Source organism: Bacillus sp. MM09(2025), assembly GCF_050496725.1.
GTDB classification, from domain to species: Bacteria; Bacillota; Bacilli; order Bacillales; family Bacillaceae; genus Bacillus; species Bacillus pumilus.
In genome coordinates this window covers 170,064-195,562 of the sequence record NZ_JBNWEN010000001.1, presented here as the reverse complement: position 1 = coordinate 195,562, position 25,499 = coordinate 170,064, and the positions used below count along the sequence as shown (strand labels likewise).

Annotated in this window: 29 protein-coding genes; 7 read left to right on the top strand and 22 right to left on the bottom strand. The window is 40.7% G+C overall.

Annotated features, from left to right (window positions below; all coding sequences use genetic code 11):
* Positions 1–25: 25 nt before the first annotated feature.
* From ACQYAC_RS01055 to ACQYAC_RS01045, 3 genes are all read right to left on the bottom strand, one after another.
* Positions 26–862, bottom strand: coding sequence for a gamma-glutamylcyclotransferase (locus ACQYAC_RS01055; RefSeq protein WP_339165667.1), 837 nt, complete (start codon positions 860–862; stop codon positions 26–28).
* Between the two features lie 4 nt (positions 863–866).
* Positions 867–2,177, bottom strand: a complete 1,311-nt coding sequence (locus ACQYAC_RS01050) for an ATP-binding protein (RefSeq protein WP_061407655.1) — start codon at positions 2,175–2,177, stop codon at positions 867–869.
* A 142-nt stretch (positions 2,178–2,319) separates the two neighbouring features.
* On the bottom strand, positions 2,320–2,598 hold the full coding sequence (locus tag ACQYAC_RS01045; RefSeq protein WP_012009813.1) for an AbrB/MazE/SpoVT family DNA-binding domain-containing protein: 279 nt from the start codon (positions 2,596–2,598) through the stop codon (positions 2,320–2,322).
* Between the two features lie 276 nt (positions 2,599–2,874).
* Between ACQYAC_RS01045 and mreBH the strand changes: the two genes are divergently transcribed.
* The 3 genes from mreBH (at position 2,875) to ACQYAC_RS01030 (ending at position 5,428) form a co-directional block, all read left to right on the top strand.
* Entirely contained in the window at positions 2,875–3,882 is a 1,008-nt protein-coding gene (gene mreBH / locus ACQYAC_RS01040; protein WP_012009812.1) for a rod-share determining protein MreBH, read from the top strand.
* Positions 3,883–3,956: 74 nt separating this feature from the next.
* Positions 3,957–4,088, top strand: a complete 132-nt coding sequence (locus ACQYAC_RS01035) for a protein YkpC (RefSeq protein WP_003210922.1) — start codon at positions 3,957–3,959, stop codon at positions 4,086–4,088.
* Positions 4,089–4,195: 107 nt separating this feature from the next.
* Positions 4,196–5,428 carry an aminopeptidase gene (locus ACQYAC_RS01030; RefSeq protein ID WP_306012091.1) on the top strand — a complete coding sequence of 411 codons (1,233 nt, stop codon included), beginning with the start codon at positions 4,196–4,198 and terminating at the stop codon, positions 5,426–5,428.
* A gap of 38 nt (positions 5,429–5,466) precedes the next feature.
* On the opposite strand, the gene ACQYAC_RS01025 is transcribed toward ACQYAC_RS01030, so the two are convergent.
* Positions 5,467–7,086 carry an ABC-F family ATP-binding cassette domain-containing protein gene (locus tag ACQYAC_RS01025; RefSeq protein ID WP_003212114.1) on the bottom strand — a complete coding sequence of 540 codons (1,620 nt, stop codon included), beginning with the start codon at positions 7,084–7,086 and terminating at the stop codon, positions 5,467–5,469.
* 143 nt (positions 7,087–7,229) lie between these two features.
* Between ACQYAC_RS01025 and ACQYAC_RS01020 the strand changes: the two genes are divergently transcribed.
* Entirely contained in the window at positions 7,230–7,505 is a 276-nt protein-coding gene (locus tag ACQYAC_RS01020; protein WP_034619939.1) for a hypothetical protein, read from the top strand.
* A 64-nt stretch (positions 7,506–7,569) separates the two neighbouring features.
* On the opposite strand, the gene lepB is transcribed toward ACQYAC_RS01020, so the two are convergent.
* The 8 genes from lepB to ACQYAC_RS00980 all read right to left on the bottom strand — a co-directional run bounded on the left by lepB (position 7,570) and on the right by ACQYAC_RS00980 (position 15,866).
* The gene (gene lepB, locus ACQYAC_RS01015; RefSeq protein ID WP_235567033.1) at positions 7,570–8,142 is read right to left on the bottom strand and encodes a signal peptidase I; all 573 of its coding nucleotides are present in this window, start codon (positions 8,140–8,142) and stop codon (positions 7,570–7,572) included.
* 211 nt (positions 8,143–8,353) lie between these two features.
* Positions 8,354–10,246, bottom strand: coding sequence for a PTS fructose transporter subunit IIABC (locus ACQYAC_RS01010; protein WP_169056433.1), 1,893 nt, complete (start codon positions 10,244–10,246; stop codon positions 8,354–8,356).
* 13 nt (positions 10,247–10,259) lie between these two features.
* Positions 10,260–11,171 (bottom strand): 1-phosphofructokinase, encoded by a 912-nt coding sequence (pfkB, locus tag ACQYAC_RS01005; RefSeq protein WP_429942575.1) that lies wholly within the window; start codon positions 11,169–11,171, stop codon positions 10,260–10,262.
* Entirely contained in the window at positions 11,168–11,923 is a 756-nt protein-coding gene (locus ACQYAC_RS01000; protein WP_058014096.1) for a DeoR/GlpR family DNA-binding transcription regulator, read from the bottom strand. Before ACQYAC_RS01000 ends, pfkB begins: the two co-directional genes overlap by 4 nt.
* A 322-nt stretch (positions 11,924–12,245) precedes the next feature.
* On the bottom strand, positions 12,246–13,439 hold the full coding sequence (locus ACQYAC_RS00995) for an ABC transporter permease (RefSeq protein WP_180309072.1): 1,194 nt from the start codon (positions 13,437–13,439) through the stop codon (positions 12,246–12,248).
* Positions 13,426–14,127 (bottom strand): ABC transporter ATP-binding protein, encoded by a 702-nt coding sequence (locus ACQYAC_RS00990; protein WP_061407637.1) that lies wholly within the window; start codon positions 14,125–14,127, stop codon positions 13,426–13,428. The genes ACQYAC_RS00995 and ACQYAC_RS00990 overlap by 14 nt, the downstream gene beginning before the upstream one ends.
* Positions 14,124–15,230 carry an efflux RND transporter periplasmic adaptor subunit gene (locus tag ACQYAC_RS00985; RefSeq protein ID WP_429942574.1) on the bottom strand — a complete coding sequence of 369 codons (1,107 nt, stop codon included), beginning with the start codon at positions 15,228–15,230 and terminating at the stop codon, positions 14,124–14,126. The genes ACQYAC_RS00990 and ACQYAC_RS00985 overlap by 4 nt, the downstream gene beginning before the upstream one ends.
* Before the next feature lie 9 nt (positions 15,231–15,239).
* On the bottom strand, positions 15,240–15,866 hold the full coding sequence (locus ACQYAC_RS00980) for a YIP1 family protein (protein ID WP_058014100.1): 627 nt from the start codon (positions 15,864–15,866) through the stop codon (positions 15,240–15,242).
* A 507-nt stretch (positions 15,867–16,373) separates the two neighbouring features.
* On the opposite strand from ACQYAC_RS00980, the gene ACQYAC_RS00975 reads away from it, so the two are divergent.
* The gene (locus ACQYAC_RS00975) at positions 16,374–16,751 is read left to right on the top strand and encodes a hypothetical protein (RefSeq protein ID WP_003211488.1); all 378 of its coding nucleotides are present in this window, start codon (positions 16,374–16,376) and stop codon (positions 16,749–16,751) included.
* Between the two features lie 46 nt (positions 16,752–16,797).
* On the opposite strand, the gene moaD is transcribed toward ACQYAC_RS00975, so the two are convergent.
* The 6 genes from moaD to ACQYAC_RS00945 are packed head-to-tail and all read right to left on the bottom strand — an operon-like array spanning position 16,798 to position 20,932.
* Positions 16,798–17,031: a molybdopterin converting factor subunit 1 gene (gene moaD / locus ACQYAC_RS00970; protein ID WP_061407631.1), complete on the bottom strand. Its 234-nt coding sequence runs from the start codon at positions 17,029–17,031 to the stop codon at positions 16,798–16,800.
* Complete coding sequence (locus ACQYAC_RS00965) at positions 17,024–17,515, bottom strand: molybdenum cofactor biosynthesis protein MoaE (protein ID WP_169056427.1); 492 nt, start codon at positions 17,513–17,515, stop codon at positions 17,024–17,026. The genes moaD and ACQYAC_RS00965 overlap by 8 nt, the downstream gene beginning before the upstream one ends.
* Positions 17,512–18,036, bottom strand: a complete 525-nt coding sequence (gene mobB, locus ACQYAC_RS00960) for a molybdopterin-guanine dinucleotide biosynthesis protein B (protein WP_429942573.1) — start codon at positions 18,034–18,036, stop codon at positions 17,512–17,514. The genes ACQYAC_RS00965 and mobB overlap by 4 nt, the downstream gene beginning before the upstream one ends.
* Positions 18,018–19,295 carry a molybdopterin molybdotransferase MoeA gene (locus ACQYAC_RS00955; protein ID WP_306012088.1) on the bottom strand — a complete coding sequence of 426 codons (1,278 nt, stop codon included), beginning with the start codon at positions 19,293–19,295 and terminating at the stop codon, positions 18,018–18,020. Before ACQYAC_RS00955 ends, mobB begins: the two co-directional genes overlap by 19 nt.
* A gap of 9 nt (positions 19,296–19,304) precedes the next feature.
* Positions 19,305–20,321: a thiazole biosynthesis adenylyltransferase ThiF gene (locus tag ACQYAC_RS00950; RefSeq protein ID WP_429942572.1), complete on the bottom strand. Its 1,017-nt coding sequence runs from the start codon at positions 20,319–20,321 to the stop codon at positions 19,305–19,307.
* A 29-nt stretch (positions 20,322–20,350) separates the two neighbouring features.
* Positions 20,351–20,932 (bottom strand): molybdenum cofactor guanylyltransferase, encoded by a 582-nt coding sequence (locus tag ACQYAC_RS00945; RefSeq protein ID WP_169056423.1) that lies wholly within the window; start codon positions 20,930–20,932, stop codon positions 20,351–20,353.
* Positions 20,933–21,016: 84 nt separating this feature from the next.
* Between ACQYAC_RS00945 and ACQYAC_RS00940 the strand changes: the two genes are divergently transcribed.
* Complete coding sequence (locus ACQYAC_RS00940; RefSeq protein WP_429942571.1) at positions 21,017–21,934, top strand: sigmaE regulated sporulation protein; 918 nt, start codon at positions 21,017–21,019, stop codon at positions 21,932–21,934.
* A gap of 50 nt (positions 21,935–21,984) precedes the next feature.
* On the opposite strand, the gene rok is transcribed toward ACQYAC_RS00940, so the two are convergent.
* From rok to ahpA, 3 genes are all read right to left on the bottom strand, one after another.
* Positions 21,985–22,566, bottom strand: a complete 582-nt coding sequence (gene rok, locus ACQYAC_RS00935; RefSeq protein WP_044142051.1) for a transcriptional regulator Rok — start codon at positions 22,564–22,566, stop codon at positions 21,985–21,987.
* A gap of 470 nt (positions 22,567–23,036) precedes the next feature.
* On the bottom strand, positions 23,037–23,495 hold the full coding sequence (locus ACQYAC_RS00930) for a TlpA family protein disulfide reductase (RefSeq protein ID WP_058014108.1): 459 nt from the start codon (positions 23,493–23,495) through the stop codon (positions 23,037–23,039).
* Between the two features lie 82 nt (positions 23,496–23,577).
* Positions 23,578–24,120 (bottom strand): biofilm-specific peroxidase AhpA, encoded by a 543-nt coding sequence (gene ahpA, locus ACQYAC_RS00925; protein ID WP_003211758.1) that lies wholly within the window; start codon positions 24,118–24,120, stop codon positions 23,578–23,580.
* A 271-nt stretch (positions 24,121–24,391) separates the two neighbouring features.
* Between ahpA and ACQYAC_RS00920 the strand changes: the two genes are divergently transcribed.
* Entirely contained in the window at positions 24,392–25,198 is an 807-nt protein-coding gene (locus tag ACQYAC_RS00920) for a mechanosensitive ion channel family protein (protein ID WP_268497774.1), read from the top strand.
* 29 nt (positions 25,199–25,227) lie between these two features.
* Here the strand turns inward: ACQYAC_RS00920 and ACQYAC_RS00915 are convergent, their stop codons facing one another.
* Positions 25,228–25,470: a YkuS family protein gene (locus ACQYAC_RS00915; RefSeq protein WP_003211408.1), complete on the bottom strand. Its 243-nt coding sequence runs from the start codon at positions 25,468–25,470 to the stop codon at positions 25,228–25,230.
* Positions 25,471–25,499 lie beyond the last annotated feature (29 nt).

Genomic DNA, 25,499 nt, shown 5'->3' with positions numbered 1-25,499 from the left:
TTTATCTCACTTACCATGCATTTTACTACGGTTTGATTAATGAATCCATATGTGAACGAATTTTTTTGCGGAACGCTTCACTTAAGTAAAGATCTGCTCCTTTTTCGATTTCACTGCGATAATGAGCTGGCGGAGCGATTTCTTCTCTTTTTTGAAGCACAAGAAAGGTTAAACAGTCCTCGTAAATTTGATCACCTATTTTGACATCGACAAATGCTGGACGATATGTACCTTCATATACTCCTTCTCGTTTATACAAATAACGAATGGCATCAAAAGGAACTTCATATAAAACACCCTCTGTTTCGCCGCCGTCTTCTACCATATCAGCTCTTGATCCATCTGGCCTCACCAATGTAAATCTCGTAGTAAAACCATTTAGTACACCACCGCCGATGATTTGTTTAAAGTGATGATCGACTTCTGCGAGCTTAAACCTAGCATTATCCATGCAGGAGCCATAGGCAAAATAATAGAAGGTTGATGGCTTCTGCTGCCAAAGTTGATAAGCTTTCCAGCACCCTCTCTTTATTTCTTTCAGCGCTGATGCCTTCTGCTCTGGCAAAGTGTATGTCACGGCTGCTACCTGACCTTGATCCGTCATGATATTGATTTCCTGCTTGTCATACCCTTCCTCTAGTACGTCTATCTTATTCAACGTGTCAGCGGTTACCTCGTACAATTCCCCGAATACAGTGCCTTTTTCTGCAGGAACACACGCTGGATATCCTTGACCTGTATCGTAGATCCTTCCACTCATCCAAGCGGATTTAGCTAATAGTTTGTTTTCCTTCATGTACGTTTCGTGATGCTCTTCATGCTGCAATAGCGTCCCATATACAAATAAAGCTTTTACCGTCATGACTTCACGTCCTCTCAACTTGCTGCTGTCTGCTTTTTTGACACACAGGCAAATAAATATGAAAAGCTGTGCCTTTTCCAAGCTCACTTGACACGTCCATTCTTCCTTGATGATCTTTTAAAATTGTCGCACAGATGGTCAGACCAAGCCCTGTCCCTTCTTTTTTCGTGGAAAAGAAAGGATCATATATTTTTTGAATATCTTCTTCAGACATCCCTTTTCCTTCATCTTGAATGGTAATCTTCCATTCATTCAATACTTTTTCTGTAGATATGTATATGCTGCCACCTTCAGGCATTGCCTCAATCGCATTTTTGATTAAATTAATGAACAGCTGCTTCATTTGGTTAGCGTCTGCTAGGATTGCGCCGGCATCCTGCCTTTTAAATGGCTGCTTGAGATCAATATTTGAAAGAACGGCATTTGTTTTTAATAAAGTAATCACTTGTTCTAGAAGCTCATGAAGCTGGACCTCTTGAAAATGGACCGATTGAGGCTTAGCCAATACAAGCAGCTCACTTAAAACAAAATCAATCCGTTTAATTTCAGAAAAGATAATGTCAAAATAATCGGTTCTTTCAGGATATTGAGTCTTCATCAGCTGCAAAAAACCATTAACTGATGTCAGTGGATTTCTGACTTCATGGGCGATTCCAGCGGCTATTTGTCCAGCGACGGCCAGCTTTTGCGCCTGCATTTGCAATTGCTGATTGGATCTTTCAAGCTCAAGCTTTGCCTGCTTTTGTTTCGTAATATCAGCTACCGTTCCAATTCCTCCGGTAAACTGGTGATGCTCATCAAAATAAAGCTTGTAATGAACATCTCCCCACACCTTCTTTCCCTCTTTATGGAGAAGCTGCAGTTCTACACGCCCCGCATCCTTATGCTCCTTGATCACAGACAATAAATGCTGGACCACGCGTTCCTCTTGATCAAAGTACTGATTGTACATGGTGCCTAGACATTCATCGATGTCATAGCCCGTCATTTGTGTCCATGCTTGATTTAAGAAAATAATTTCACCTTTTTCGTTTGTTTCAAAGACGATTTCTTGCAAGTTATCTGTGATTCGATTCAGCCGCTCTGTCAGTTCGTGTGCTTCTTTCTCTCTCGTATTTAAGTCTGACACAAGTAGATTTAGGCGGTCTACATAGCCTGAGACAACCCAGATTCCTGTTAGAACCAGGACTGTAAAGGCTAGATCGAGCGGCCAATTAATTTGATAGCCACCTAGATAATAAAAGAAATCCCAGCTTAAAATTAAAATAAATGCAAGAACAGATAACACGATCCGCACTTGATATGTTTTGTTCAAATGATTCCACCTGCCGCCCTGAGATTCTTTGTCAATTGTACCATTTTCCACTTGTTTTTTGAGGGAGATGGGGCATTTTTAAGGAACTTTTTCAGAAAAAAAGCCTGTTCTCAGCACAAAGGAAGAGAACAGGCTTTTTTCATTACTGCTGAAGAGCTTCTTGAAGTTCTTTTAACAGTAATTCTGCGCCTTCAGCGCTTAATGTAATTTGACCATTTCCATAATCATGGTTCTCTGATGTAATCTCACCAGTCATGAGGCAAACTCCCTCTGGCTGATATTTTTTCAAGACGATTTTATCCCCATCTATAAAAAATTCCATACTGTCCTTAATAGCAATATCAAGTGCTCTTCTTAATTCGATTGGCATCACAATACGCCCTAGTTCGTCTACTTTTCTTACGACTCCGATAGATTTCAAATTCGTTCCCTCTTTCTTTCATTAGCTCAAGATCAATCTGTTTTTCACCAATTGATATATCGTAGACGTAAGAGATTCTCAAAAGGTTTCTCTTCTATAAAAATTTTTTTCACAAAAGAAAAAACAAAGGGAAAATTTATTGTGATTGTCAAAATGATACTCGAATTTTACAAGTTCATTTCAAGGTCATCACAAACCCCCACAAATGACCTCACCCCCCTGAACTTTTAAATGTAAAATTGTTTAAAACAGCAAAAATAGAGATTGGGTGAAAACATGTTTCAAAATGCCGAAATTGGAATTGATTTAGGAACAGCTAACATATTGGTTTATAGTAAAAATAAGGGGATTATTTTGAATGAACCGTCCGTCGTGGCAGTCGATACAGAAACAAAAACTGTACTTGCCGTCGGAACAGAAGCAAAAGAAATGATTGGGAAAACACCTGGGAAAATTGTGGCGATCCGTCCGATGAAAGACGGTGTCATCGCTGATTATGATATGACAACAGATTTACTCAAACAAATCATGAAAAAAGCAGGAAAAAATATCGGATTTACCTTCAGAAAACCAACGGTCGTCGTATGTACACCTTCTGGTTCCACAGCTGTTGAGCGCCGTGCCATCAGTGATGCTGTGAAAAACTGCGGAGCAAAGCACGTGCATTTAATCGAAGAACCTGTTGCAGCCGCAATCGGCGCTGATCTTCCAGTAGATGAGCCTGTTGCAAACGTCGTAGTTGATATTGGCGGAGGAACAACGGAAGTTGCTATCATTTCGTTTGGCGGCGTTGTCTCTTGTCATTCCATTCGAATTGGCGGAGATCAGCTGGATGAAGATATCATTACGTTTGTGCGAAAGAAATATAACCTATTAATCGGCGAACGGACAGCTGAGCAGGTGAAAATGGAAATTGGTTATGGTCTCATTGAGCATGAGCCAGAGTCATTAGAAGTACGTGGACGTGATCTAGTGACAGGTCTTCCAAAAACAATCACACTTGAATCTCATGAAATTCAAGGAGCCATGCGAGAGTCACTTCTTCATATTTTAGAGGCGATTCGTGCAACATTAGAGGACAGCCCTCCAGAGCTTAGTGGTGACATCGTAGACCGCGGCGTGATCTTAACTGGTGGTGGCGCTTTGTTAAACGGGATTCAAGAATGGCTCTCACAGGAAATTGTCGTTCCAGTTCATATTGCAGCAAATCCACTTGAATCTGTCGCAATCGGAACAGGTCGTTCACTAGAAGTCATTCATAAATTGCAAAAAACATTAAAATAATCTTCTTGTTCTACTTCTTTTTTTATCATTTCGATCATATCGTGAGGAATGGATAAACGTGAAGGAGGAAGAACATGTTGCTTGATTTAGGTAAACGGGTTGTTGTCACAGTCATTTTAACGGGTATTATCTTAGGAGGAATGAGCCTGTCATTTTCACATATGCCCCCTTCTAACGCACAGCCTGTGAAACAACTGAACCGCTAAAAAGCCGCATGAAAGCGGCTTTTTTATTTTGGCTTTTCGCGTGCTCCCCATTTTCCTTTTCGGTCTTAAATCTGATATGATGAACATGACTAAAGGAGGGTTTTTTTATGAGTTCATTTGAAAAACAACTAGATCAATATGCGAAGACCATCGTTGAAGTAGGTGTGAATGTTCAAAAAGAACAAGAAGTCGTCGTATCTGCATCTACTGATTCTGCAGACCTTGTTCGCCTTGTCGCGAAACATGCATATGAGCGCGGGGCGAAAAACGTACATATCCGCTGGGCTGACGGTGTTCTTGCTCGTTTAAAATATGAGCACGCACCGCAGGATGTGTTTGAGCAATTCCCAGAATGGGAAGCACAGATGATGGAAACCATCGCAAAACGCGGCGGCGCTTTTATCACGATCTTGTCAGAAAGCCCTGACCTTCTGCGAGGCATTGATTCGAAAAAAATCGCTGCACAGCAAAAAGCCGCTGGATCTGCCCTTCATACATATCGCCAATACGTTCAATCAGACAAAGTGGCTTGGACGGTTGTAGGCGCTGCATCAAAAGATTGGGCGAAAAAGATTTTCCCTGACCATACAGATGAAGAAGCTGTCGCTTTATTATGGGAACAAATCTTTAAAGTCGCTCGCGCTGATCAAGCAGATCCTGTGGAGGCTTGGAAAAAGCACGATGAGTCGCTAAATGAAAAGGTCAAAATCCTAAATGAGCGCCACTACCACAAGCTACATTATGATGCTCCTGGCACTGATTTAACGATTGAGCTCCCTGAAAAGCACATTTGGGTAGGTGCCGGCAGCGTGAGTGAGCGCGGCGTCTCTTTCATGGCCAACATGCCAACAGAAGAAGTCTTTACCGTACCTAAAAAAGATGGTGTAAATGGGACAGTCTCAAGCACAAAACCGCTCAGCTATGCAGGAAATATCATTGATGAGTTTACTTTAACATTTGAAAATGGCCGAATTGTCGATGTGAAAGCGAAGGAAGGCGAAGACATTTTAACTTCGCTCGTTGAAACAGATGAAGGCTCTCATTATCTAGGTGAAGTTGCTCTCGTACCAGATGATTCACCAATTTCAAACTCGAATATCCTCTATTACAATACCCTTTATGATGAAAACGCATCGAACCACCTTGCCATCGGCAGCGGATATGCGTTCAATATCGAAGGCGGAAAAGAGATGAATCGTGAAGAATTGGATGCAGCTGGTGTAAACAACAGTATTACACACGTCGATTTCATGATTGGTTCAAAGGAAATGAATATTGACGGTATTACAAAAGACGGGAAACGCGAACCGATCTTCCGTAATGGAAACTGGGCGATTTAACCGAAAAAAGACATCCACAAATGGATGTCTTTTTTTATTTACGCATAAAGCTCAACGAGTCTCTTTTGAATCTCTTGATCTGATAAGAACTCATCATATGTTGTTTGCTTATCGACGATGCCATTTGGCGTCACTTCGATGATACGATTTGCCACTGTTTCAACAAACTGATGGTCATGAGATGAGAAGAGCATCGCTCCTTTAAAGCTCATTAAACCGTTATTCAGCGCCGTAATGGATTCTAGGTCTAAGTGGTTCGTCGGTTCATCTAGAAGCAGTACATTCGCTCCTGACAGCATCATTTTCGATAACATACAACGAACCTTTTCTCCTCCTGATAAGACGCTTGCTTTTTTCTTTACTTCTTCCCCAGAGAATAGCATACGTCCTAAGAATCCGCGTAAGAAGCTTTCGCTTTGATCATTAGGAGAATACTGGCGAAGCCAATCCACTAGATCGACATCGTTTCCTTCAAAATATTCACTATTGTCTTTCGGGAAAAAGGCTTGAGATGTTGTGACGCCCCATTTATATGTCCCGCTGTCTGGCTCCATCTCACCAGCAAGAATTTTAAATAAAGTAGACACAGCAAGCTCATTACGGCTTAGGAACGCAATTTTATCCTCGCGATTCATAATAAAGCTGACGTTATCAAGTACTTTCACACCGTCAATTGTTTTCGATAGACCTTCTACTTGAAGAACATCATTCCCGATTTCGCGCTCTGGCGCAAAATGGACATACGGATATTTACGTGAAGATGGCTTAATATCGTCTAAAGAGATTTTATCAAGCAATTTCTTTCTTGACGTCGCTTGCTTCGATTTAGAAGCATTCGCACTGAACCGGGCAACGAACTCTTGAAGCTGCTTAATTTGCTCTTCTTTTTTCTTATTTGCATCTTGGCTGAGTTTCAGCGCTAGTTGGCTGGACTCATACCAGAAATCATAGTTTCCGACATATACTTGAATTTTTCCGAAGTCTAGGTCCGCAATATGTGTACATACTTTGTTTAAGAAGTGACGGTCATGCGAAACGACGATGACGGTATTTTCAAAATGAATAAGGAACTCTTCCAGCCACTGGATGGCTTGTAAGTCCAAGTGGTTTGTTGGCTCATCCAGAAGAAGGACGTCAGGCTTACCAAATAAAGCTTGGGCTAGTAGTACTTTAACCTTTTCAGAACCACCAAGCTCAGACATTTTCTTCGATTGAAGGCTCTCTGGAATGCCAAGACCTTTTAGTAAGATCGCTGCTTCACTTTCTGCTTCCCAGCCGTTTAACTCAGCGAACTCACCTTCAAGCTCTGCTGCACGAATCCCGTCTTCATCTGAGAAATCAGGTTTCATATAGATCGCATCTTTCTCCTGCATCACATCATATAAACGTTTGTGACCCATCATGACGACTTTTAATACTTCAAATTCTTCGTATTCAAAGTGGTTCTGTTTTAAGATCGCTAAACGCTCACCAGGGCTCATATGAACATCGCCCGTCTGAGCCTCAATTTCACCTGAAAGAATCTTTAGAAACGTTGATTTACCAGCTCCATTGGCACCAATTAAACCGTAGCAGTTGCCAGGAGTGAATTTAATGTTTACTTCTTCAAATAGTTTACGATCAGCAAAACGTAAACTAACATTATTTACTGCAATCATTTATTAATCCTCCATCACTCATTCATCATTATGAAGTATAACATGAATAACGTTTGATAGAAACGTCTCTCACTAAGAACGAAGGCAAATTGTCCAATATGGTATAATAAGTGGGAATGATTTATTGAAGGAGTTCGTGCGATTTGAGATTACTTACACTGATGGAATACTGTTTATTGATTTTCTTTATGGGTATTTATTTATCAGCAACAGGATTTAATGCGAGGGATTTCGGCCTTTATATTGGGCTTGTGCTTATTTACACACTGGTACACATCTTTTCGAAACGCTTTTTACAAAAGCGAGGGAAAGAAAATCATAAGATCGGATTGTTTCGGTCCGTTTTAGCTATTACTGGCTCTGTCTTCGCTTCTGTGCTGGCCATTGTGCTCATTGTTACAGTGCTCACGCCAAATTAAAAACGACCCTATTTTTAAGGGCCGCCATTTAAGCACTTTTCTCATGCACCTGAGAAGGGTGCTTTTATTTTGTTTGCCGAATGTCGCCAAATGGGAAGAAAACAAATTCTGATGTCCCGACAACCCGATCATTTTCAATGAGTCCAAGGCCATTTCTGCTGTCCATGGAGTTGAGCCTGTTGTCCCCCATCACAAAGTAATCGTTTTTCGGTACTTTCACTGGACCAAAATCCCCTGTCAAATGCACTTCATACTCTTTCGCATGTGCCTTGTTCTCTTTTAAATAAGGCTCATCTACTTTTTTACCATTAATGTAAAGCGTATCATCCTTCATTTCAATCGTGTCTCCCGGAAGACCGATCAATCGTTTTACATAATGAATTTTTTGGCCGTCTTTTCCATTAATAATCACGATGTCACCTCGTTTGACTCCACCTAGATAGTTAATGGTTTTGTTGACGAACAGCTTTTCCCCATCATGAAGGGTCGGTTCCATCGACTCTCCTTCCACCACATACGGCTCAAATATAAACGTACGGATGAGCAAGACGAGCGCAAGTGCAATTAAAATGGCTTTGATCCATTCAAACAGTGAACTTTTCTTCTCTGTTTTGGCTTGCTTTGCATCAGATTGAATATCATTTTCGTTTTGTTTGTTTTCTTCGTTCAAAATACTGCTTCCTCCTAAGACTTTCTGCTAAAAGACTTGAAACGTGAATTGAATAACTTTACTTTATCACATGTCATTTAAAAATTCACAAGACAACCATTCAATTATATATTTTTTCCTAATTTGTTCGTAATTAAACAAAAAGAAACACCGCTTTTCACGATGCTTCTCCTCTAAATTACGCTTCTAGTTTCACTGGTTTTTTCAAAATACCAAGTAAAATCGCTGTTACAACGGCACCGATTAAGATGCTGATGATATAAAGAACTGGATGATTTGTTACCCAGAAAACGAATAGTCCGCCGTGCGGTGCAGGAAGTGTGACTCTAAAGAATTCCGTTAATCCGCCAGCCACAGCTGCTCCAATGACAGCTGAAGGAATCACGCGTAGAGGGTCAGCCGCTGCAAACGGGATCGCCCCTTCAGTGATGAAGGCAGCTCCCATGAAGTAGCATGTAATCCCTGCTTCTCGGTCACGTTTTGAGAACTTATTTCTAAAGATTGTTGTCGCAAGTGCAATACCTAGTGGTGGTACCATTCCGCCTGCCATAATGGCAGCGTGCGGTGCATAGTTTCCAGCAGCAATCATCGCAAGACCAAATGTGTAAGCCGCTTTGTTAATTGGACCACCCATATCAATTGCCATCATACCTGCCAAAATAATGCCCATTAAGACAAGGTTTCCAGTACCTAAAGTTTCAAGCCAATGAGTTAATCCGTCCATCACCATTTTTACTGGTGTGTTCACAATGTAATGCATGATGATACCTGTGAAGAAAATACCGAACAATGGATACAGAAGAACCGGCTTAATCCCGTCGAGTGACTGCGGTACAAATGTGAATACTTTTTTAAGTAACACAACGACATAACCAGCAAGGAAACCGGCAATGAGTCCACCTAGGAATCCTGCACCTGCTGCTGACGCCATAAATCCACCGACCATACCTGGCGCAAAACCTGGACGATCTGCAATACTCATCGCAATAAATCCGGCTAATACAGCGACGATTAAGGCAAGCGCATTATCTCCGCCAATTCCTTTTAATACAGCTGCAAATGAATTAAATGAAGGGTCTTTAGGATCTGCTGAGTTAATTCCCCAGAAGAATGAAATTGCAACAAGAATACCGCCTCCGACAACAAATGGAAGCATGTTGCTTACACCGCTCATTAAGTGCTTGTAGAAACCACTTCTACCTTTGCCAGATGACTCATGTTCGTCTTTTGAAGAACTGCCGCCAGAGCCTTTATAGATCGGTGCATCTTGATTGACTGCTTTTTCAATCAATTCCTGCGGACGACGGATTCCTGCTGTCACAGGCACTTCAATGACATGTTTGCCTTTAAAGCGTTCCATTTCAACTTGCTTGTCCGCTGCCACAATGATGGCTGGTGCTTCTTCAATTTCTTTTGCGGTGAGAGCGTGTTTAATACCACCAGAGCCGTTTGTTTCGACTTTAATGTCAACGCCCATTTCTTTCGCTTTTTCTTTCAAAGCATCTGCCGCCATAAATGTATGTGCAATACCCGTTGGGCAAGCTGTTACTGCTAAAATCTTAGCTGGCTTACCTGCTGGAGCTGGTTCCTCTTGAACTTCCTCTTCTTCTTCATCGTCCTTGTCATGCGTATTGATGATATCGATGATTTCATCTTCAGTAGCCGCTTCAAGAAGCTGCTTTCTGATTTCTTCACGCATCAGAAGTGTTGATAAACGAGAAAGGGCTTCTAAATGCGTGTTGTTTGCGCCTTCAGTTGCTGCAATCATAAAGACAAGATGACTCGGCTGCGCATCCAGTGATTCATAATCTACACCAGCTGTCGAGCGGCCAAATGCAATAGCAGGCTCTTTGACACTTGCTGTTTTAGCGTGAGGAATAGCAATTCCTTCGCCAATACCAGTAGAGCTTTGTTTTTCACGGTTGATCACCGCTTCTTTGTAGCCCTCTTTATCATTTAACTTGCCAGCTGTATCTAAAACAGTGACTAGTTCTTCAATGACTGCTTCTTTCTGCTGGCTGTCTAATTGAAGCTTAATGGTCTGCTTTGTGAGTAGTTCTGTTATTTTCATGGTGACTCCTCCTTTAAATGCGTGTGACTTTTACTTGTGGTAATAGTGTGTCAACAAGCTCTTTTGTCCCAAGCTCCTCAGAAAATGCTGTAGCACTGCCTGATGTGACGCCAAGCTTAAATGATTCTTCAATCGAAAGGCCTTTCGAAACGCCGGCTAAAAATCCTGCAACGACTGAATCCCCTGCACCAACCGAATTAACAAGCGTACCCTTTGGAACATTGGACTGATAAATCCCTTCCTTACTGAATAAGAGAGCGCCATTACCAGCCATGGATACAATAACATGTTCAGCACCTTGTTCTAACAGCTTCTTTCCATAAGGAATAGCTTCTTCTGCAGTAAAGATGCTCGTCTCAAACATTTCACCTAGTTCATGATGGTTTGGCTTCATTAAGAACGGTTTCAAGCCTGCTGCTTTTTTTAGGGCTTCTCCAGAAATATCAAGGACAACTCTAACGCCTTGCTTTTCACATACCTCAGCAATACGTTCATACGTGTTATGAGGCAATGAAGAAGGAATACTGCCAGCTAACACAACGACATCTCCTTCAATCAATGAAGTAAATTGAGACAGAAACGACTCAAATTGTGCTTCAGTAATGGATGGGCCGAGTCCGTTGATTTCGGTTTCTTCACCTGTTTTTAGTTTCACATTAATTCGTGTATCTTCTGACACCTCGTGAAAGGCTGTTTGTAATTGTTCGTTTTGTAAAAAGTCTTGAATATATTTGCCTGTAAATCCGCCTATAAATCCAAGCGCTTTTGATTCCACACCGTGACGTTTTAAAAGCCTTGAGACATTGATCCCTTTTCCGCCCGGATATTTTTTGTCATAGGTTGAACGATTCAAACCGCCGACTGCAAAATCCTCCACGTGTACGATGTAATCAACTGATGGGTTTAAAGTAACTGTATAAATCATGTTTTCACTACCTTTATAACCGTTTTTTCATGGTAATTATCGAATGAATCTTCTTTTGCGTCGTTTGTGATAATGGTGGCTTCCTGTAAACTAGCAAAGGTTGAAAACGATATTTCGCCAAACTTGGAGGCATCTGTTAAGATATAGGTTTTTTTTGCCTGCTTCATGGCCCTTTTTTTCATGAGCGCTTCCTCTGGATCAGGTGTTGTAAATCCTGCCTCGGGATGAATGCCATTCGTCCCAACAAAACTTTTGTCAAAACGGTAATTTTCCATCGCCGTCAAAGCTGCGGCACCGACCATGGCTCCTGTTCGATGTTTCACTGATCCGCCTATCAGGTAAAAAGAAATGCCTTTTCTCATGAGTGCTTCAATGTGCATAACACCGTTTGTCACCACAACAATATCTTGATCTGGATCGATATATTCAATCATTTGCTGTGTGGTCGTACCAGCGTCTAAATAAATACAATCTCCCTGTTTTAAAAGTGAAGCAGCTGCCTCCGCAATCAATGACTTTTCTTGAAGGTTTTTGGCAGATTTCTCAAATACATCTGGTTCAAGACGGATACTTGATATCTTGGCTGCTCCCCCATGGACCCTTTTTAGAAATCCTTTTTCTTCAAGGGCTGATAAATCCCTTCTAATAGTAGATTCAGACGCATCCGTCATAATCGTTAAGTCCTGTATTTTGATGACATCATTTTCTTCTAAACAGTCAATAATGAGTTGATGTCTTTCCGGTGTTAACATGGAAACACCCCCTTTTGAAAACGTATTCATTTCGCGCGCACCTTTATTGTAATCGCTTTTTTCCACATTATCAATATAAAACAATCAAATACATTCAATAACTATCAAAATCTTTCACCATGGTCATCTTACCTTTATATGTACCATTTGTAAACTGAAAAATATGTGACATTAAGATGAAAGTCATGATCTTAGCATTTCTATCATTTTTCATTTCATTCAATAGAACTAAAAAAAGCTTTTATGCGATGTGCATAAAAGCTTTTGATCCTTGATTACAGCGGAATTCACACTGTTTGTATGCTTTTTGTTCTTCTTTAAATTATTCATATCTAAGAGAATCAATAGGATCTAGTCTTGCTGCTTTATTCGCAGGAATTAACCCAAAAACAATCCCAATTAGCATACTAAACAGTACACCTACACAGATGATTTGCCAAGATACTAAGGACGGCCAGCCGGCAATGAGTGATACTAACGAGGCACCGCCTATACCTAGTGCAATCCCCATCAACCCGCCGATCAAGGTTAAGACGACAGACTCAATTAAAAATTGAACGAGTATTTGAGCCCTCGTTGCTCCAATCGCTTTTCGAATACCGATTTCCCTTGTCCTCTCTGTCACAGAAACAAGCATAATATTCATCACGCCGATACCTCCGACAAGTAAAGAAATTCCAGCTATTGAGCCAATGATTGTTGTCATGACAGACGTGATTTGACCGATGCCTTCTGCGATTTCTTCCATGTTGATCATTTCATAAGCATCTTCTGTATGATGATTTTCATTTAATAATGCAGCCGCATTCTTTCCTACTTCCTTCATTTGATCAGCATGTGCGACTTGAATTGACAACTTATCGTATTCATTGATCCCAAATGTGGAGGTGAGCATGGCGAATGGGACATATATTTCATTCATATCGAATGAAAGCATCCCTTTTTGTTTGGCTAAAACACCGATGACTTCAACCGGCTGTCCGTTCATCCAAATCATTTCGCCCAATGCCTTCTGTCCATTAAATAATTCTTTTTGTAAGCCTTCAGAGATAAGGGCGGCTCTTCTGCCGCTTCTAAAGTCAATATCTCTTAAATTCTGTCCTTCGGCTATTTGTAATGAATGTACATTCGTATACCCTTCATTTATACCGTTAACTGTCGCATCCACTGTCGTATCTTGAAATCTCAGCTGCATTCCTTGCGCAGTCGAAGAGGCAACCTGATTCACCCCATTGATTGTCTTAATGCTTTTGATGTCTTCCTCAGTAAATGCGGCGTCGAATAAAGCGTTGGGATTTGCATTTAACTCTTCGTCAGAAGGCGTATACATCATATCAACGGTATTGTTTGGACCTGAAATCGACCCTTTTAGCATTTGCTCGCCGCCTTGACCGATAGCCACGACCGCAATGACTGATCCAACACCAATAATAATCCCAAGCATCGTTAAAATAGAACGTAATTTATGAGCTAAAACAGAATTCATCGCTATTTTGATATTTTCAAAGAGTTTCATTCATAGCGTCCCCTTGTGTCAATCTATCTTCAACGAGTCGCCCATCTCTTACAACGACCGTCCGATTTGTATACGCAGCTATTTCTTCTTCATGGGTAACAAGCACAATCGTTGTTCCTTCCTCATTCAGCTTCGTAAACTGTTCCATGATTGAGAAGCTTGTTTTTGAGTCAAGAGCGCCTGTCGGTTCATCTGCTAAGATAAGCTGCGGCTTATTGACAATTGCACGGGCAATTGCCACCCTTTGCTTTTGCCCTCCCGACAACTCGCTTGGCATGTGTTTCATTCGGTCTGACAAACCAACCTTTTCAAGTGCCATCTCTGCACGTTCTTTTCTTTCTTTTTGACTGATACCAGCGTAAATCATCGGAAGCTCAACATTACGCCTTGCATTTAACCTCGGCAGCAGGTGAAATTGCTGAAAGACAAATCCAATGAATTGATTTCGAATCACTGCGAGGTCTTGATCCTTTGCTGCTGACAGCTCTCTTTCTTGAAAATGATATTGTCCTGTAGTTGGCCGGTCTAAACAGCCAATGATATTCATTAACGTCGATTTTCCAGAGCCGGAGGGGCCCATAATGGACATATACTCGCCTTTTTCAATGACAAGATCGATCTCACTTAATACATCAAATGATTCCTCGGCAACCTCATAGCTTTTTGTCACGTTTGAAAGCTGAATCATTCAGCATTCACTTCCATTCCGTCATACATGTCATCTGATGGATGAGAAATGATTTGATCCTCTGCTACGACACCTTTTGTCACCTCAAGATCATGACCTGACGTTTCCCCTAGCACCACTTTTACTTTTTTAAGTACATTCTTTTTGACAACATAAACGTATTGTCCATCATCCTCTTTTTTTACAGCTGATTCAGGAATCGTTAGGGCTTGACGCTTATCTGTTTCAATTTCCATGATCATTTTAAAACCAGGTTTTGCTTCAGGTTTTTTTCCCTTTATTTCGATTTCAACTGGATATTGCACCGTTTGATCACCTGCAGGTGTTTCGGATGCTGCCTGAGCAGGTACAACCCCCACTTTTTTCACGACTCCTTGCCAGCTCTCTCCGCGAATGACATCAGACGTTATCTTTACTTTTTGTTTCTTTTTCACTTTTATGGCGTCATACTCAGAAATCAATCCTCGCACAACCATTTTTTTCTCATTGCCAATATGAATGATCGGCTGCCTCTCTTCCGGCTTTCCTGCCCCTTCTTCTTGCTCAATGGAAATCACTGTACCATCAATTTTACTATGTACGATTAAATCTTCTATTTGTGCTTTTACTTTTTCTTGGCTGATCTCTGCTTGTTTTTGTTCTAATTCAGCCGCTTTCAGCTCTAATTCAAGCTGGTCTCGCTCGTTTCTAGAATTGGTGGCGGATTCGCCTTCTTGTTTTTTGTCTAATTCGCTCAATCTATTTTGTAATTGTTCGCGTTTTAAAGTACTGGATTCAGCCGCAAGAGCTTGCTGCTCTTCTTCAAGCTCCAGCTCTCTATTTTCATATGTAAGAAGCGGCGTTCCAGGCTTTACCTTTTCTCCTTCTTTTACAGAAATTCCCTTCAATTGTCCCTTTTCCTCTTCTGCATAAATAAACTGTTCTTCAAAGAATGAAAGTGTCCCTGGCGTCATCACCTTAGTGGTGATTTCTTTTTGCGAGGGTTTTACTGTTTTGATCGCTGCTGTTGAAGCAGGCTTTGCTTGATTTTTCGCAATGTTAAAGCCAATAAATAGACCGATAACAATAATAAAAATGGATCCGATGATGATTTTCTTTCTCATAAAGACATTCTACCCCCAGCTTACTGATATGGTGATTGCAGTTCCTACATATTGAAAAATGATAGATAAGAGATAAAAGACTCCTATAATGGTCCAAGCTATTCTTGGCGATATATGGCCAACTTTCATCAATAAAAAGCCTGTTAAAACAAGGTTCCAGATCACAAATAGATCAATATTGGCAAGCACAGCATGCCATGGACCAGACGTTTGAATGAGTGCATTTAATGAGGTGATTGTGATGTTTTTTGGTACATGGAACAGAATGATGGACAGATGAGAAATAATCGTACCAACGATCGTAACTGGTGTAATAAACAGGACCGCTGAAAACAGCTGCTGAAACGATGCATCACCCTTTGCTAAAAAAACGATGAACTTATAGATTGCAGCATTAACCACAAGCCCGAGAAGTAGACCAATTAGCGTCACCACATAAACGACCGATACCGGCAAGCTTAAATCTGCCCACATTCCTTCATTCACCAGCTCTGACAAATAAGTCACAATCACTGTTAAAAGAAGTACGCAGGATAAAGGCCACCAAACCACCGGATTTTCCCATACTCTTTTCAGGTGCTCCGAAGGCCTTGTGCTCACTCCAATGATCGTAGGCTTTTGCATATTTTCTTTCATCAAATGTCATCCTCTCTATGTCATGCAAGTATGCAAACGCACATGCTCTCTCTTATTCTTTCTATTTTATCAAAAGATTGCCAATAAGTGATGGATGATTTGGTTTTCTTATTTTCATTGAGGGGAAAATTATCTATTATCATGAATGAAATCCTCCAAATGACACCATGACTAGACCATATTCATATCAAGAAATAAAGGTTTTTCTGACCTAAAAACATTTTATAAAAAAACCCATGTCTTTCGGAATAAATATCCTTTTCCTTTAAATTCGGATGGTCTTTGTGAGACACAACAATTTTTTGTTAAAATAATCCTAGTAATTTCAACAAATCCCGGCTTTATAGGACTATGATTGGTTTCTTTTATAGAACAAATGAGCCTTTAGTAACAATACTTTCATATTAAAAAATTAAAAATATCATGATTTCACTTGATCAAAAGTTATTTTTTCATATAATGTAAAATAGAGGTAGGTTAAATGATAGTGGAAATGGAGTCAAGTGAATGTTAAGAGAAAAATTGAAAACGCAATTGATTTTACTTTATGAAAAGGAACAAGAAGCATGGCAATACTTTCGAAAGGAAAGAGAACTGATTTATCATGAGCTCAAATTACTTGATATGAAAGAAAGCAGACCCTCTAATGACAAAATATACTACGCTGCTAGATGTGTAGATATTATTAAAGAGAAAAAGGGAAGCATTGTAAGCACAAAAGAATTAAAAGAACAACTTCAAGCCCAGACAGATTTCAATGTGAGACGAATTAGCGAATTGTATGATCTAATACAGCAGCTCGATCCTCACATTTCTAAAGCACGAAGGGGATGTTTTATTTACGAAGATCACACCCAAATACCTCTACAATCTTTTCACACATAAAAAATTGGTTACAGCCGCTGGCCATAACCAAATCCTCTAATATCTATTATCCACCGCTTACAGGAGGAATGAATGCAACAGTGTCCCCGCTACACACTTCAGCGTTTCCCCTCGTATATCGTTCGTTGACTGCAACCATCACATTTTGTGCAGCATCAACACCATATACCTCCTGTAATTCTAATTTAATCTCATCAACCGTTGTTCGATCTTTTTGAATGATGATTTGTTGTTTACCGGCCTTCTCAGCAAGGCCGGCGAACAATAATACACTAATCAACCTGATCACCTTCTTTCTTTGCAAGTTGAAGATCACTAGGTTTCCCCTCTGGATATGAAACTGTTTCAAGCTGATCACCTATCCAGGCTTCCCCGTCTTCCCAATATTCTTTTTTCCAAATCGGCACAATTTCCTTAATTCGCTCAATGGCATATTCGTTCGCTTCGTATGCAGCCTTCCTATGAGGAGATGAAACGGCTATCGCAACAGCAATATCCGTTATATCAAGTGTCCCGATCCTATGCACAATGGCAGCCTCAGTATCAGGCCACCGTTTTTTGATTTCTTGTCCAATTTGACTTAGCATGCTTTCTGCCATTGGTATGTAAGCTTCGTAAGTTAAGCGCAGCGTTTTCTTACCGTTTGTCCACTCTCTGACCGTCCCGATAAACGTCGTAATGGCCCCTGCCTTCCGCTTAGTCACATGCTGAATCAATTCATTCACATCAATCGGCACTTTTGTAATTTTAAAAAGTTCACTCAAATAGAGCCGCCTCCCTTCAATAAGTTATAACAAAATGAGTGCGCATCCTTATCAAAGGCTGAAAACACTGGAAAAGAATAATTTTCGGCTAACTGAAACTCTTGAGAAAAATAAATAGCTGCTTGTATATTGGAAAGTGTTGAAAGTTCAATGAGCTCCTCTTCATTCTTTGCACAAACGATTTTGCGGTATGGCGCCTGTTTATACCCTTCTATCAAGACCGCGTCTAATGGAAGATGCTCACACATATTGAGCAATTGCTCTAACGTAATGTGCTGCATTGAAAAGTGAAATTCACCCTCTCCTTCGACGCCAGCGGCAAATGCACCTGCCTCGACATATCGATCAGTGTCTTTTTCTTTCAAAAGACGATCTGGTTTACCGCCATGTCCATGGTGTTTAAAGCAGCCTAGCTTCAGCCCATCAAGTACAGCCAGCTGACAGAGCTTTTCAATCAACGACGTCTTGCCGCTGTTTTGATAACCGACCACCTGTAATATACTTAATGTGTCATCCAGCATGGGGAACCCTCGCCTTCGTGCTGAAACAGCAGAACATGCACCTGATCACCGGTCTTAAAACCTCTTGTTCCACCTGGCAGCACGATGAAACAGTTAGCCTCTGCAATTGAGGTTACGGCACTTGATTTATCGAGACCTGTTGGGGTTACACTGAGCTGACTGCCCGTGAATTGAAGTGCTGCTCTGACAAATCGAGTGAACGGATTGGCTTTTGGAAAATCGTGTGTCAGCTTCGCCTCAGCAAAATCGGGGAACGGCTGTTTCTTCAAAGACCATTTATAGATCATCGGTTTCACAAATAATTCAAAGCCAACAAAACAGGCAGCAGGATTTCCTGACAGGCCAAAGAGCAGTTGACCATTTGGCATTGCAGCAACCGTCGTCACACTTCCGGGTCTCATAGCCACTTTATTAAATAGCACCTGAGCTCCAAGCTTCTCATAAATCGCGGGGAGAAAGTCAAAATCACCTACTGAAACTCCGCCTGTTGTGATTAAGTAGTCTACCTTGCTTAAAGCTGCTTTGACTGCATGAAAGCTTTTGTCAAAATCATCGGAAACACCGCCTAAATCAAGCGGCTCTCCCCCAGCCTTAAGGATCTGGGCATAAACCATACTAAGGTTACTGTTTCTAATCTTCCCGTCCACCATCGCATCACTCACTTGAAGAAGCTCTGTACCTGTTGAGATGATGCCGATCACTGGCTTTTTGACAACTGGGACTACCGCATATCCAAATGTCGCCAATAGGGCCGTAACGCCCGGAGTTACTTTGGTTCCTTTTTTAAGCATCACATTCCCTTCAAGTACCTCTTCTCCTTGACGAGAAATATTGTCCCCTTTTTTCAGCGTTCTTTTAAGTGACATATATGATTTGCCCTCTTTTTCGTAGGACTTAGTGAGCTCAAGCATGATGACGACATTTGCTCCATCCGGGATTTTTGCTCCTGTCATGATACGGATGGCTTGAAAGGGACCGATGGTTTTTGCTGAGACCACTCCTGCCCCAATGTGATCAATGACCTCAAATTCAATCGGATGCTCACTTGACGCTTCTATTGTATCTTCTGCCCGAAGTGCAAAACCATCATACGGGGACCGATCAAATGCAGGCACATCATGATCTGCCAAAATGTCTTCTGCAATGAACCTTTCAAGGCTATTTCTTAAGGGCACCCATTCTTGTTCTCCATGCTTTTCATATTGATGGACTTTCTGAATGGCTTCTTGTACTGGAATTGGCTGACGTCTTTCCATCACACTTCACTCCTATATCCCTAGCAGTTTTGCTAGTAATGAATTGGCTGCTTTTTCATCATTTGTCCCATGAATTAATGCACGTCCACCTTTGAAAAAGACAATGCGATAAGATTCATAGCGGACATGGATTAAGAAGTCATTCGCTTCCACCTCACAAATAGATGACAGCCGCTCTTTCACATGCTGAAATGATAGATTAGCTAAATCCTTAGATACGACTTGAACTGTATCTCGCCCGCAAAGAATCGTCGTTTTTTTACGCTGCTCGTGTAAATAAGGATAGGTTCTATCTTTGCCGCAAGATGGACAGTCCTTCTGCTTAGTAAGAGACAAATCCATTTTAAACGATGTCGCCTGCCAAAGATCAAATGTGACAAATTTCCGTTCGATTTGATCTTCATGTCCTGTTAAATATTTTAGCGCCTCTGTTTGCTGATAAGCAGAAACCATCTGAACTGCTGGAGAAATAATCCCCGCTGTATCACACGTCAAGCCGCCAACAGGCAGTTCTGTAAAGACACACGATAAACACGGCGTTTTATCCGGCAAAATGGTCATATACATCCCCTGACTGCTCACACAAGCACCATATATCCACGGCGTCTTCGTTTCCTGCGATAAATCATTCATAACCATTCTCGTCTCAAAATTATCCGTCGCATCAATGACAATATTTGCACTGTGAAATAACGGTCTTAACAGCTCTACCCCTGCATCTTCAATCAGGGCGTGTATGGTCACTTCATGATTAATCTCGTGGAGACGTTTTTTTGCCGCAGCTGCTTTTGGCACATGTGCCTTTGCATCATGTTCTGTGTACAGCTGCTGCCGTTGTAAATTTGAAAATTCTACATAATCACGATCGACAATCGTCAACGTGCCGATCCCAGACCGGACAAGCCCTTCCGCAGAGGCCGTTCCAAGTGCACCCGCTCCAACAATTAAAACATGACTGTCAGCAAGCGCACGCTGACCCTTTTCCCCAACCGGAGGGAACAAAATTTGTCTTGAATATCGGTCATTCAATGCTGCTCTCTCCTCACCATTTTTATGTATCATATCATACCGTTTTCAGGTAAATCGCTTCTTTTATTGATATTTCGAAAATCGTTTGGTGTTACGTTCAGTTCCTCCTCTGGAACGATACGCACCTTAATCCTTTGAAGTAACTCTTTCATGGCTAATTGATTCTCTTTTAAACACGCATCAATGGACGGCAGACAGCGGCGGTGATAAAGTGCAAATAAAGGCTGTAACCTTCCCTGAACAAGTGGGATAATTGCATCTACGTTCTCGCTGCAATAGGAGGATAATGCTTCGGCGGTCTCTCTCCGGATGAAAGGCATGTCACATGCCGTCACTAAATACCATGCTGCTTCTTTCTTTTGCATCGCCGTATAGATGCCGGCAAGCGGCCCGCATCCGCGCACCTGTTCATCATCCAACCACACTTCTCGTTCACCTCTTTCTTTAAAAAAGGGCAGAAGTGTTGAATGGCTGATGATCACCATCTGTCCTTTCAAAAGCTGCTTTTTCACATGCTCATATAGTGGTTTTCCTTGATACATATAACTTGCCTTTGGCTCTCCAAAACGTCTCGATGCTCCTCCAGCTAAAATGACATTGACTACGTCCATCCGCTCACCCTCCTTTGATATGGTTGTTCTAATCACTCTCATCTCGCATACTTTATTGGTAACATGAATAAGGAGGGTCTATCGATGAACAGGCGCCATGCTTCTCCCCTATTCCATGATCTATCTCAAGAGAATTTATACTTAAAAGCAGAAACAGCCAAATATCAACAAATGATCTCTGATTTACAGTCATCATATACGTATTCTAAAAACAAGAAGTTAACTCAAGAATATCACGAGATGAAAAAGGATTACACGCAATTAAAGCAACAATTGGATGAATTGACCATTGATCAAGATCATGCAGCCTCAAAAATACAGGATCTTTCCTACAGCAAATCTGAATTATTACATAAAATAGTCCTTCTTCATGAAATGCTCCAAAAAGAAACCTTTCATAGAAGGAAAGAAACGGAAGACAAACACCGGCTGCATTTAAAAGTCATCAAATATAAAGAAATCTCTCAACAATTAAATGAAAGAATGCAGGATCAAGATAAACGGCTTGCAAAAGAGGAGAAAAAAGGAAATACTTTATCCGCTGTGATTGAGAAACTGCAGCAAACATTAAGTCATAAAAACGCAGAGCTCAATCTATTACAGGAAGGCGTTAGACACCTACAAGAGCGTTTTTATGAAACACAAGAGAAATTACTGCAAATCGAAAAAGCAAAAGAAGCAATTTTTTATGAAACACTCATAAGCTATCAAAAGCAGTTAGCCGAAAGTGAGGAATGGATCGCATCTCATTTTGCTGATATTGACCAGTCAGCCCAAACAAATTCACAGCCATTCTCTCGAGACAGCCTCCTGGAAACAACGGAAGAAATCGAACCCCTCTTGAAAAAGCTGAACGAACAAGTTCAAACGCTACAAGCACAAGTCGATGCGGTGCAGCAAAATGGAGATGTCATGACAGTGAAGATTGATGGCTTCAAAAAACAGCGTGATCACCTGTCAAAGGAACGAAAAATTGTCTATACAGTTGATCAGAAAAAGTAATTCTCGCAATAAAAAAACTGCTGGCATGACGTCAGCAGTTTCTTTTTTACTTATTCGTCTTCTGTTTGAATATCGCCTTCTAAAATATACTGTCCGCGATATGGCTTTTTCACTTCAGGATACATTTTAATTAAGCTTTGCATAAACGTTGTCATATTTGGAATTTCAAGACCGCTCTCTTTTTCAATTTCTTTTTGAAGTTCAGAGCTTTTAATCGCTGCATTATGACGCTTTAACGTTTTAATCGCAGCTTCACGAAGCTTAGCTGCCTTTGAACCAGGGCGAGCTGTGCCTCTTCTGCGTCTTGTAGATCCTTCAGGAATACCTACAGGTGCACCGTTTAGCTGTCCTGTTCCTAAAGTTGATGCAGAATTTGATTGTGATTGTGCAGGCGGCTGGTAGCTTCTCATTTCTTGTGCAGCCAGTTCAGCTAATACAGGCAGTGAATCCGTTTTTCTTTCTGTACGCACCTCTTTTTTTGTATCTGACACTAGACCTGTTCCTTGACGGTCTAATTCTCTTAATTTTGCATAAATCGCATCTCGCTCAATTTGATATTCACGGATGACCTTTACTTCTGCTTCGTTTAATTGTTCCAATCGTAATCGTAACGCTTCCCTCTCATTAAACAATGGATTTCCCCCTCATCATATAAAAAATATTCTATAGTAAATATTAGATTAGAAAACTAATTTTATCAACTATTTTTTTATCATTTTACAGTTTGTTATCAGATAGGTATTTTCAACTAAAATTTTGCCAAAGAGGAACAATCGGCATCCATTTCATTGCCACTAAAGGCTTTTGACAAACCTTAAAATATTGTAAAAAATTTGAATAAACACTTATACTACTTGATTTACATCGTTATTTACCAAACTGAAATTTCTTTTGTGCAAAAACGTTCTGAATAGTAAAAAGTTAAAATCTTTACATTTTCATTTCAAAACAAAAATGTAAATAGGTCGTTATACCTTTTTGTTTCAGGAATATTTTTTAATAAACTCCCTCAATTTCTCTTTTCTTAAGAAGGACAAGTCCATTCCGTGCAATAGGTCGCCTATTTTTGTCCATGAAAAAACCCCCAATTATGGGGGAAAGCCTATTCTGCAGCCTTTTCAGACTCAGAAAGCACTCGATTGACACGTTTCTCAAGCATTTTCATTCCGCTTCCGCCAGCTTGGAAGTGCCGCAGAGCACCTGTTTTATCAAACACATAATATGCAGGTACATATTCATTTTCAAAGGCTTCTGTAAGTTTATGATCACTATCCACAAAAATTGGCTGCGTGATTTCATGCTCTTTCGCAACTTCCTTGATCTTCTCCAGATCTAGGTCATCCTCTGAACGCGGCATATGAACGGCTATCACGTTTAGTTGATCCTTGTATTCATCACGGAATTGATTGACTTGAGGCATTGCCTCTTTACAAAGATGACAGCTGACTGACCAGAAATGAATCAATGTTGGTTTGTCACCAATTAGATCTTCTTTTGTTACTTCTCCATTTAACCATTCTTTTGCACCAGTTAGTTCTGGCATTGGTTGACGTAATTTCATTATGAAGCGCCTCCATCCATTGTATGTGTCGAAACAAAAAGGTCTAACATCAGTTAGACCCTCCTGTTTCTTCAGTTATCAATTAAAGTGTTTTTTGACCAGGCTTCCAGTTCGCTGGGCAAAGTCCACCAGTTTGTAATGCTTGAAGAACACGTAATGTCTCATCTACATCACGACCGATATTGTTGTGGAATACTGTTTGATATTGAAGTTCGCCTTCTGGGTTGATAATGAATAGACCGCGAAGTGCAATTCCTTCTTCTTCAATTAAAACGCCGTATTCTCTAGATACTGTGTGGTTTGTGTCAGCAGCTAGCGGATATTTCAATTCACCTAGACCATTGTCTTTACGGTCTGTGTTGATCCAAGCAAGATGCGTATGGATTGTATCAGTAGATACACCGATGATTTCAGCATCTAAATCTTCGAACTCATCATAACGATCGCTCATTGCTGTAATTTCAGTTGGGCAAACAAATGTGAAATCCATTGGGTAGAAGAAAAGAACTGTCCATTTGTCATTCTTCATGTTTTCTTCTAGACTCACTTTACCAAATTCCTTGTTAGCAAGTACTGCTTCCATTTCAAAACGTGGAGCTTGTTTTCCTACAAAACGCTCTGCCATATGTAAATCCCTCCAAAAATAATATCTTTATACAGACTTCTAAGCTGTATATAAAATGAGAATCAAAAGTTGAAATTCTCATTTAGTTAATAACTTCACAATTACAATTATAATACTTAAGCGGTTTTTAGTCAATATTAATTAATAATAAATTTAATTAACGATTTGTCACAATCTCTTACTCCACTTAACGAAAGTTTAACATGTCTTGCAGAAGGGAACAAATGATTAGCTTCTCTATTAGAGCATACATAGAAAGGTTTTGAAGATCATGAAAGCATTTGAACAAGTAGATTGGGTTTCCATTATCCTGAATAGCAGTATGATTTTGCTAAAACTCATCGCTATTTTCGCGATTTATTTTATCATCAGAGCCATCGGAAATAAGATGATTAAACGTGCTTATTCTACATTCTCCGAAAAGCATGATGTCTCTTTATCAAGAGCTCAAACGCTGCAAAGTCTTACGTTAAATATTTTCGCCTACTTATTGATTTTTATTCTAGTCGTCATGATCCTCGACTTATTTCATTATAACCCGACCGCATTGTTAGCTGGCGCAGGCGTCGCGGGGCTTGCGATCGGCTTTGGCGCTCAAGGACTAGTGAGTGATATTGTGACAGGATTCTTTATCCTATTAGAGAAACAATTCGATGTGGGAGAATATATAACAGTTGCTGGTTTTGATGGGATCGTAGAACAAATTGGACTTAGGACCACGCAGCTTCGAAGTTTTGACGGCACCCTTCATTTTATTCCAAATCGAAGCATATTGAACGTGAGCAACCATTCAAGAGGGACTATGCAGGCACTCGTTGATATCGAGCTATCTCCAGAAGAGAATGTGGATCAAATGATTACAGCCCTTCAAGCGGCGTGTGATGAGGTACGAGAGGACATTCCTCAAATTATCGAAGGACCTCAAGTTGTCGGGGTGGAGGCGTTCGGATCCTCTTCCCTTGTACTGCGCATCATTGCAAAAACTGAAACAATGGAGCAATGGCGGGTAGAACGTATCTTGCGCAAAAAAATGAAAGAAGTACTCGATATAGAAAAAGAGCAAAAAGAACCGGGATGATAAGCTACCGGTTCTTTTTCTTGTTTGTTTTATTGAACACGCTGTTCTACTTCTTGACAAATTTCATCAGCCGTCATACCAGACGCGGTAATCACAGATGCCTTTGTCGTTGTGTCTGAAATGCCAAGAACATTTGAATCTAGTCCTGTGACAACATAGCAGTCACACTGATCCATTTGCTGTTCATTTTGAATACGTACGACGTCATACCCTTTTTGCTTCAGTAGTTCTTCTACATCGGATAAAGATGGTTCTACACCAATTCTTGTCATAATCAAGAACACCTCCTGTTCATAAGGTG

Coding starts and splice junctions, on each gene's coding strand:
- ACQYAC_RS01030 (WP_306012091.1), top strand. CDS start 4,196: ATGAGTTCATTTGAAAAACAACTAGATCAATATGCGAAGACCATCGTT.
- mobB (WP_429942573.1), bottom strand. CDS start 18,036: ATGCTGGATGACACATTAAGTATATTACAGGTGGTCGGTTATCAAAAC.
- ACQYAC_RS00985 (WP_429942574.1), bottom strand. CDS start 15,230: ATGAGAAAGAAAATCATCATCGGATCCATTTTTATTATTGTTATCGGT.
- ACQYAC_RS01035 (WP_003210922.1), top strand. CDS start 3,957: ATGTTGCTTGATTTAGGTAAACGGGTTGTTGTCACAGTCATTTTAACG.
- ACQYAC_RS00915 (WP_003211408.1), bottom strand. CDS start 25,470: ATGACAAGAATTGGTGTAGAACCATCTTTATCCGATGTAGAAGAACTA.
- ACQYAC_RS00980 (WP_058014100.1), bottom strand. CDS start 15,866: ATGAAAGAAAATATGCAAAAGCCTACGATCATTGGAGTGAGCACAAGG.
- mreBH (WP_012009812.1), top strand. CDS start 2,875: ATGTTTCAAAATGCCGAAATTGGAATTGATTTAGGAACAGCTAACATA.
- ACQYAC_RS01010 (WP_169056433.1), bottom strand. CDS start 10,246: ATGAAAATAACAGAACTACTCACAAAGCAGACCATTAAGCTTCAATTA.
- ACQYAC_RS00975 (WP_003211488.1), top strand. CDS start 16,374: ATGTTAAGAGAAAAATTGAAAACGCAATTGATTTTACTTTATGAAAAG.
- pfkB (WP_429942575.1), bottom strand. CDS start 11,171: ATGATTTATACAGTTACTTTAAACCCATCAGTTGATTACATCGTACAC.
- ACQYAC_RS01000 (WP_058014096.1), bottom strand. CDS start 11,923: ATGTTAACACCGGAAAGACATCAACTCATTATTGACTGTTTAGAAGAA.
- ACQYAC_RS00930 (WP_058014108.1), bottom strand. CDS start 23,495: ATGAAATTACGTCAACCAATGCCAGAACTAACTGGTGCAAAAGAATGG.
- ACQYAC_RS01055 (WP_339165667.1), bottom strand. CDS start 862: ATGACGGTAAAAGCTTTATTTGTATATGGGACGCTATTGCAGCATGAA.
- ACQYAC_RS00995 (WP_180309072.1), bottom strand. CDS start 13,439: ATGAAACTCTTTGAAAATATCAAAATAGCGATGAATTCTGTTTTAGCT.
- ahpA (WP_003211758.1), bottom strand. CDS start 24,120: ATGGCAGAGCGTTTTGTAGGAAAACAAGCTCCACGTTTTGAAATGGAA.
- ACQYAC_RS00945 (WP_169056423.1), bottom strand. CDS start 20,932: ATGGACGTAGTCAATGTCATTTTAGCTGGAGGAGCATCGAGACGTTTT.
- ACQYAC_RS00990 (WP_061407637.1), bottom strand. CDS start 14,127: ATGATTCAGCTTTCAAACGTGACAAAAAGCTATGAGGTTGCCGAGGAA.
- ACQYAC_RS00940 (WP_429942571.1), top strand. CDS start 21,017: ATGAACAGGCGCCATGCTTCTCCCCTATTCCATGATCTATCTCAAGAG.
- ACQYAC_RS00920 (WP_268497774.1), top strand. CDS start 24,392: ATGAAAGCATTTGAACAAGTAGATTGGGTTTCCATTATCCTGAATAGC.
- ACQYAC_RS01025 (WP_003212114.1), bottom strand. CDS start 7,086: ATGATTGCAGTAAATAATGTTAGTTTACGTTTTGCTGATCGTAAACTA.